This window comes from Caballeronia choica (assembly GCF_001544535.1).
GTDB lineage: Bacteria > Pseudomonadota > Gammaproteobacteria > Burkholderiales > Burkholderiaceae > Caballeronia > Caballeronia choica.
In genome coordinates this window covers 1-4,901 of the sequence record NZ_FCON02000297.1, presented here as the reverse complement: position 1 = coordinate 4,901, position 4,901 = coordinate 1, and the positions used below count along the sequence as shown (strand labels likewise).

General features: G+C 59.5%; 1 protein-coding gene and 2 pseudogenes. All 3 read left to right on the top strand.

From position 1 onward, the window contains the following. Positions 1-1,148 precede the first annotated feature (1,148 nt). Positions 1,149-2,852 (top strand): group II intron reverse transcriptase/maturase, encoded by a 1,704-nt coding sequence (gene ltrA / locus AWB68_RS42670; protein WP_087650136.1) that lies wholly within the window; start codon positions 1,149-1,151, stop codon positions 2,850-2,852. A gap of 792 nt (positions 2,853-3,644) precedes the next feature. After that, positions 3,645-3,994, top strand: a pseudogene (locus tag AWB68_RS42665) (transposase); the annotation flags it as partial. A 372-nt stretch (positions 3,995-4,366) separates the two neighbouring features. Next, positions 4,367-4,901 (top strand): annotated as a pseudogene (locus AWB68_RS42660) (MraY family glycosyltransferase); the annotation flags it as partial.

Below are 4,901 nucleotides of genomic sequence, written 5' to 3'. Positions count from 1 at the left end.
CGGAAGTAGCGGTTCGATCAGTGCCCACAGTTCGTCATCGATGATAGGTGCCGGCATTCCTTGATCCGTTGTTCAGGTATCCAAGGTTAACCGTTTCGTGGAAAAGTAAACAGCCCTTCCGAGATCTTTTTGAACTGGCCTTTTAGCCAAACTATCGAAAGTTCGGTCATAGGCGCCGCGGACCGCAGAGCTGATCCAGACGACTACTGGAAAGGCGCCACAACCCAATGGAAACCATTCCTCCGGCGGGTAGCAGAACAGACTATCCCGAGCGGCTCTTGACATTCGGCTGTGCAACTCGGACGGGTCGATCACGTGGCGGACTAGACGTCGCGCCGCTACGCAACGTCTAGTCCGCCCTTGCGTGGCAGTGATGGCTTAGAAGGTCGGCGGCCGATTTTGTGGAACGGCGCCTCCACAACGCGGTGTGGAACGTCCGCTGCTGCGACAGACGCCGCTATACCACACGCGGGGAGCACAGTTATTCGGGCAACCATAGAAATGTCGAACGCGTTAGCCAGCCACATGCAGGCAAACAGCACTTGCATGTGCACCATATACAGCGGATAGCCGATGGTGCCGAGATAGTTCGCGACCTTTGACGAAAGCAGGGTCCTGCATGCGGAGCTGGCAACGGCTCCGTATGAAGCCACCGAGACAATGTAGCCCGGCGCAAGCCATGCTGAGGTCGTGAGATCGAGGCTCCTCTGCAAGTGTCAATGCGGAGGGGGCGCTAGACTGGATGGCAAGGTTAAGGGATCTGAATCGCTGATAAACACCGTCATGTCCAAGGGGCCAAAGGCACTGATAGGCCTTACCCAAACGGGAACGTGGGCAGGTCTGCGCGTTTGGTACTCGTGCAGCACGGACACAATGCCACCGGTGAAGAGGCGGAACCTAAACCATTCGTGCGAACGACGCGGAACACGGTAAACCCGTATCGCTGCCCAAGCCGTTCGGGCAGGTCAACCGTAAGGAAGGCTGTTGGCGGTGCGGGCATGGGAGTACGGAGAAAGCGAAGGCCGCCTTGTAATGGGGTGGATAGGGATTGCGTCGAAAGCAAAATCATCCCACGCGAAAGCGGGCAGACTTCCGCATGGTCTTTCGTCACTAGAGAGTTTGATCAACCTTTAAAGGAGGAGAAGCAGATGACGGTGCAGCAGCAAGGCACTGGTGCGTCCTCCGATCGCGCGAAGCATTGGCACAGCATTGACTGGGTCCGATGCCATCGTGAGGTTCGAAGGCTGCAGGCGCGTATAGTGAAGGCGACACAGAATGGCAAACACGGCAAGGTGAAAGCCTTGCAATGGTTGCTCACCCACTCGTTCAGCGGCAAGGCACTCGCCGTCAAACGGGTGACTGGGAACCGCGGCAAACGGACTCCCGGTGTTGATGGCGTCACCTGGTCGACGCCGGGAGCGAAGCTCAGGGCAGTGTTGTCACTCAAACGGCGCGGCTACCGGCCGCGTCCGCTGAGGCGGATATACATCCCCAAGGCCGACGAGAAAAAGATGCGGCCCCTTGGTATTCCGTGCATGGTCGACAGGGCATGGCAGGCGCTTCATCTGCTGGCTCTGGAACCCGTCGCGGAAACAACGGCGGATCCGAATTCGTATGGATTCAGATCTGCCCGGTCCACGCATGATGCGATCGAGCGGTGCTTCGAGGTACTGGCAAAAGCCGATCGCGCGCAGTGGATCCTGGAGGCCGATATCCGTAGCTGCTTTGACGAAATTTCGCACGACTGGCTTGTCGCCAACGTCCCTGTGGACAAGGCGATACTGCGAAGATGGTTGAAGGCTGGCTACCTTCATAACCGTGTCTTTCACTCAACGGAGGCTGGTACCCCGCAAGGCGGTATCGTGTCGCCTACGTTGATGAACCTGACGCTCGACGGGCTGGAGCGAACGCTGCAGGCGAAATTTCATCGGGGCGAACTCAATGCGTCGAAAATCAACATCATTCGGTACGCAGACGACTTTGTTATAACCGGCGTCACACGTGAAGTGCTGGTGGATGAAGTCTGGCCTGTGGTTGAGCAGTTTCTGGCGGAACGCGGCCTGTTGCTATCGCCAGAGAAGACCCGGGTCACGCATATCGAAGAGGGGTTCGACTTCCTCGGCATGAACGTACGCAAATACGACGGCAAGCTGCTGATCAAGCCTGCCGACACGAGCGTTCAGCGCTTTCTGCGCAAGCTGAGGGATGTCGTGAAAGGCAACGCGACGGCACGGCAGGACTGGCTGATTAGGAAGCTCAATCCCTTGATTCAGGGATGGGCCAACTATTACCGGCACGTCGTATCGAAACGTATCTTCAGCAAGGTCAGTCAAGCGATCTGGCTGTGTCTATGGAGCTGGGCAAGGCGCCGGCATCCGAACAAAGGCGCACGCTGGGTCCGACAGAAGTACTTCCGTACAGTCGACGCCCGACACTGGGTCTTTGGTACGGAGATTGGCAAAAAGCTCAGCACAGGAAAGCTTGAACTCCTGACGCTGTACGACATCGCCAGCTCGCCGATCCGGCGGCACCGGAAAATCAAGGCTGCCGCCAATCCGTTCGACCTGCAGTGGGAAAGTTACTTCGAGCAGCGGCTTGGCCTCGCGATGCTCGACTCACTCAAGGGGCGAATACGGCTGATCCGGCTGTGGCTGAACCAGGAGCGGGCGTGTCCCGTCTGCCACCAGATGATCACAAAATCCAGTGGATGGCGTCTCTTCCACCTGGAGCGCGTGGTCGATGGTGGCACGGACGCGAGCCGCAATCTGGTGATGCTGCATCCGGATTGCCACAGGATCGCGCGGGGCCGACGGGTCTCAGTGGTGAAACCGGCTCCCGAGACGGGGCTTTGAGAGGCTTGAGCGAAATGCGGGGAAACTCGCACGTTTCGTTCTTAGGGGAGGACACGACGGTAACGCCGTGTCCTTACCCGACCTCGATTGACGGTTCACCCCGGTGACGGGGAAGGGATCGACACTGCCAGCCGCCGTGCGGTGTGAGGTGCCAGGCAAGTTCCGCATGCGCAACATAAGTGAACTGTTGATAAACCTCGTTAGCACAAATGGGCCAAAGCGGCTGTCAGGCCCTGACCAAAAAGGTATGCAGCCGGTTGCTTCCGTCTTGTCAGCGAGCACGTCGTCACGAAGGCTGCCGGGGGAGAGACAGGCGCTAAACGGACAGGCCCGGGATCATTCGGGTCGGCAAGAATGGGAACGTGGTAAACCCGACTCTTCGCCACGGTTTTGCTGTAAAGAACTGGGGCAGGCGACTCGTAAGGGAAGCTGCTGAGGAAGCCGGCATGAGGACGCGGAGAAAGCGAAAGGTGGCCTGTAATGGGTTGCATAGGGGTTCAAGATTTGCCCTGACCTGAAAGGGTGCAGGCTTCCGCGTGGTGCGGCTGTCGCAGGCCCGTATTTGAAATTCGAAGAAGGGCAGCTTGTGAGTGACCGGTTACGCTACGGTTCAGCGCCCTTCGCCTCAGCGATGAGGCGAATCAACGGTGTGGCGTTTGCGAAGGACTTGTGCAGGATGGCAAGGCCGGCGTCAGCACGACGTTTCATGCTGTGCTCGAGCCGTATGCGGAGAAAGTTCGCATGTACGGTTCTTCGGGGGCCCCGCTACCGAGAGGCAGTGGGCTACCCAATCATCCGCTACCACATCTGCTGCATGGCGAGGAACGGCGCGTCTACGGCGACAGCGCCTACGCGAGCCAGAAGGAACTGATTCGAAGCAAGGCGCCCAAGGCGCGCGACTTCACGAATCAGCGCACACGCCGCGCGGGCGTCGTCGATGAGGTGCAGCGCGGCAAGAACCGCAACAAGTCGAAGATTCGCGCTCGGGTCGAGCATGTGTTCGCCGTGGTCAAGCACCTGTGGGGCTTTACCAAGGTGCGCTACCGGGGCTTGGCAAAGAATGCGAACCGAGCGTTTGTGGCGCTTCGCTCGCGAACGTTTACCTGTCGCGCAAGCAATCGATGGGAGCAGTACGCCCGTAAAGGGCGAGAAGCGGGCAAACCGCCCGCGCGTGAGCCCCACAAGGGCCAAAAAGTAGGTGCACAAGCGCTTATCTGCGTTCTGCGTTCCCATCAATCGCCAACCGACGGGAGGCCGCGAATTCAGTGCCTTGTTCAGCATTGCCCTAAATTGCAGCCCTCGCAGTTGTGCTATGCCATTCATTTTTCGCGATTTTCTCGACTGAACGGGATGGTGTCCCTAGGCTGTTCGGCAGCTTGACGGCGTATCCGTTCGCCGCAGCGAGCTTCCGTGGGTGTTTGCGATCATACATGTAGCGGCGAAGCTGTTGGTCGGTAATGCGGGTTCCAGACATGGGCTGACCGCCTCTCTTTTTAGATTCAGTCGGCCATCCTTCGGAAGGTCTCGCGGGCGGCATGGCGCTCTTCGGCTTCGGCGGCTACGCGGTCGCGGCGCTCTCAGGCCCCACGCCGCAGATCGACCTCGGCATCGCGAGCGCGGCGATCGCGGGTGCGGCGGCGGGGTTCCTGCTGTTCAATTTCCATCCGGCGCGGATTTTTCTCGGCGACTCGGGGTCGATTCCGCTCGGCTTTCTCGCGGGCGCACTGGGATATTGGGGCTGGCTCAAGGGCACGTGGCCCGTCTGGTTCCCGGCGCTGGTGTTCGCGCCTTTCATCGCCGACGCGTCGGTGACGTTGTTACGCCGCCTCGCTCGCGGCGAAAGATTTTGGCAGGCGCACCGCGAGCATTACTATCAGCGGATGGTTCAACTCGGCATGGGCCACGGGCGCACGGCTTGCGCGTGGTATTTGCTGATGCTCGCGGGCATAATGCTTGCGGTGCGGGCGTTGGCCTTTTCTTCGCTCGGTCAGTGGTGCGCGGTGGCAGGGTGGGCAATTGTGGTCACGGCAGCGGGGGCGGTCGTCGATG

Coding starts and splice junctions, on each gene's coding strand:
- ltrA (WP_087650136.1), top strand. CDS start 1,149: ATGACGGTGCAGCAGCAAGGCACTGGTGCGTCCTCCGATCGCGCGAAG.